Source organism: Okeania sp. SIO3I5, assembly GCF_010672085.1.
GTDB lineage: Bacteria > Cyanobacteriota > Cyanobacteriia > Cyanobacteriales > Microcoleaceae > Trichodesmium.
This window is the reverse complement of sequence record NZ_JAAHHT010000511.1, coordinates 1-1,609: the sequence shown is the minus strand read 5'-3', so window position 1 is coordinate 1,609 and position 1,609 is coordinate 1. Positions and strand designations below refer to the sequence as shown.

1 protein-coding gene is annotated in these 1,609 nt (G+C 39.2%); it reads left to right on the top strand.

All coding sequences use genetic code 11. The features are described from left to right. The first annotated feature begins 150 nt into the window (after positions 1–150). Positions 151–1,587, top strand: coding sequence for an RNA-guided endonuclease InsQ/TnpB family protein (locus tag F6K40_RS40105; protein ID WP_293145886.1), 1,437 nt, complete (start codon positions 151–153; stop codon positions 1,585–1,587). The last annotated feature ends 22 nt before the right edge of the window (positions 1,588–1,609 follow it).

The window sequence follows — 1,609 nt, the reverse complement described above, 5'->3', positions numbered from 1 at the left end:
TTTAACTCCCCCGGCGGGAAGTCCCGCGCTCTCCCGTAAGGGGAGCGTCGGGATGAGAGCCGGGCTAGGGTGTGCGGTTTTCACAAGATCCTGTTTGCTATAGCTATTGACAATTATACACACAGCCATTATAATAACTACTGAGAAATTATGGTACATTCTTCCTTGCTACTGAAATATAAGTACAAACTCAAACCTCATAAAAGCCAAACGGTAATTATAGCTAATTGGTTGGAATTAGCCCGACGGCAATATAATTACCGTTTGGCTGAAAGGTTAAACTGGTTTGAAGCCACGCGCACACCAGTAAATGCTTGTCCTCTTAATGTTTCAGTAGTACCTGTAGAACGCATATATCAGAATATCCCTGAATTTAGGATACAAACCCGCGACGGTAGAAAAAAGGATAGTAATGGTAATTCGATAACCAACAAAGGGGATAAACATCCCAACATAATAAATGGTTATATTGTCTGGGAGTCTGTTCAACTAGCGAATTTAGCACAGACTAAAAAACTATTCCCTGAGTATAAGTCTATGCACTCTCAGGTTTTACAAGATGTTATCCAAAGAGTACAAACAACAATGGATAACTTTACCTTACCTGATAAAAATGGTAAAACCAGTGGTAGACCTAGATTCAAAGGGAAACATTATTATAATTCCTTCAGCTATCCTCAGTTATCAAATGCCAATATTGTCAAAAATGCCAATGGTCGGTATTGTGTCAATTTACCAAAGATTGGCTTAGTCCCTTTAGTATTCAATCGCCAAATACCAGTAGGATTCAAGGTTAAGACAGGTACAGTAATTCGTGAAGTTGATGGATACTATATCAACTTCACGATAGAAGATAAGACCGTCCCTGTAGAGGTTGCAGAAATTCAACCCACTTTAGACAATTCAAAAGGTATTGATTTAGGATTGTTGCACTATGCTGTTACCAGTGATGGTGAATTTATAGAAGTCCCGAAGTTTTTCAGGTCCTCTGAGCATCGCTTGTCTAAACTACAAGTAAGATTAGTTCAAAAAGCAAAACATTCAAAGAGTTGGAAAATTCTCAAACATAAAATAGCGGGAGTGCATCAATTAATAGCTAGACAACGTTTGGATTGGCAATTCAAGCTAGCTTATCACTTGTTTTCAGATGTAAGTGTGATTTTTGTAGAAGACCTGCAAATAGCTTCTTTAGTCAGGCGTTGCAAAGCTAAATTAGGTGATAATGGTCAATTCTTACCCAATGGTCAATCAGCCAAGTCAGGATTAAATAAGTCTCTACAAGATGCAGCTTTTGGCCAGTTTGTTCAGGTTTTAGAGTATGTAGCCTGGAAACTTGGCAAAAGAATTATCAAAGTAGACCCCAAAGGTACATCTCAACATTGTTGGGAATGTCTGAATAAAGTCTCTAAAAGTTTATCAGAACGCTGGCATTCATGTCCTAAATGTGGACAGGAACTAGACAGAGACTATAATTCAGCACTCCTAATACAAAAAATAGGATTGTTGTCAACACAGGAGGAGGACATCACTTCTGTTAAAACTGCGGTCAGTTTTTCTCTGGCTGAAGAATCCCGCGCTCTCCCGTAGGGGAGCGTCGGGAGTATGTCAA